This is a genomic window from Pseudoalteromonas sp. TB51, assembly GCF_000498055.1.
GTDB classification, from domain to species: domain Bacteria; phylum Pseudomonadota; class Gammaproteobacteria; order Enterobacterales; family Alteromonadaceae; genus Pseudoalteromonas; species Pseudoalteromonas atlantica.
The window spans coordinates 1-886 of sequence record NZ_AUTO01000153.1 but is presented as its reverse complement, the minus strand read 5'-3'; the positions used below and the strand labels follow the sequence as shown (position 1 = coordinate 886).

General features: G+C 44.9%; 1 protein-coding gene. It reads left to right on the top strand.

What is annotated here, in order from left to right; genetic code table 11:
* Positions 1–254 precede the first annotated feature (254 nt).
* Positions 255–886 (top strand): MFS transporter (locus L650_RS0108035; protein WP_128081052.1); only part of this gene is annotated, 632 nt, incomplete at its 3' end.

The window sequence follows — 886 nt, the reverse complement described above, 5'->3', positions numbered from 1 at the left end:
AAATCGCGGCGCGAGGTTTGTAACCTAGTGGGCTCGATAACTGCTCCTGCGTTATTCTAATGACTTACATCCCTGTAAGAATAAGTAAAAACCGAGTAAAGCTTCCGCGTCCTGCTCACGCCCCTTACCTACATCCATGTAGGCAACAAAGAGTTCATCGCCCCTAGGCAGAACCCGAAGGGCAGCGCATGTTTGGCATTTATGCTGCGTTATCGCCTATTTATGGGGAATAACCACACTTCATAGGCTCCGCCTTGCCTAAAAACCAAACATACTGCTGCAAATTCAACCATCAAAGATCAACACGCCCTAGTGCATTTCCCCCTTTAACTACCGATTTATATCTTCCTGCTTTACCTACTATGGTAGAGAAACTAAATACTAACCAAGCCATGGTTAACTTAACACTTAGCGTATACTTTGCAGCCTACGCCATAGGACTATTGTTTTGGGGCCCACTAAGTGAAAAATTTGGCCGTAAACCTATTTTGCTTATGGGTCTTGGAATATACGTAATAGGCAGTGTGCTTTGTGCGTTATCTAATTTTGTAGAAATGCTTATAGGCGCGCGTTTATTACAAGCCTTTGGCGGAAGTGCAGTAACGGTTGTCGCCACGGCAATAGTAAAAGATTTGTACGATGGCCGCGAGCGAGAAAAAATTATCGCCACTATTATGTCGCTGGTTATTATTGCCCCTATGGTGGCGCCTGTGCTGGGCGCATTGCTACTAAAAATTGCTAATTGGCATATGATGTTTGCTGCTTTAGCCGTGTTTGGCTCGGTGGCTATGTTATTTACCTTTTTTTACCGCGAAACCTTACATACACGCTACGCCGGCTCTGTTTTTCAGTCGTGGGGGCGATTAGCTGTAGTAGTTAAAAACCC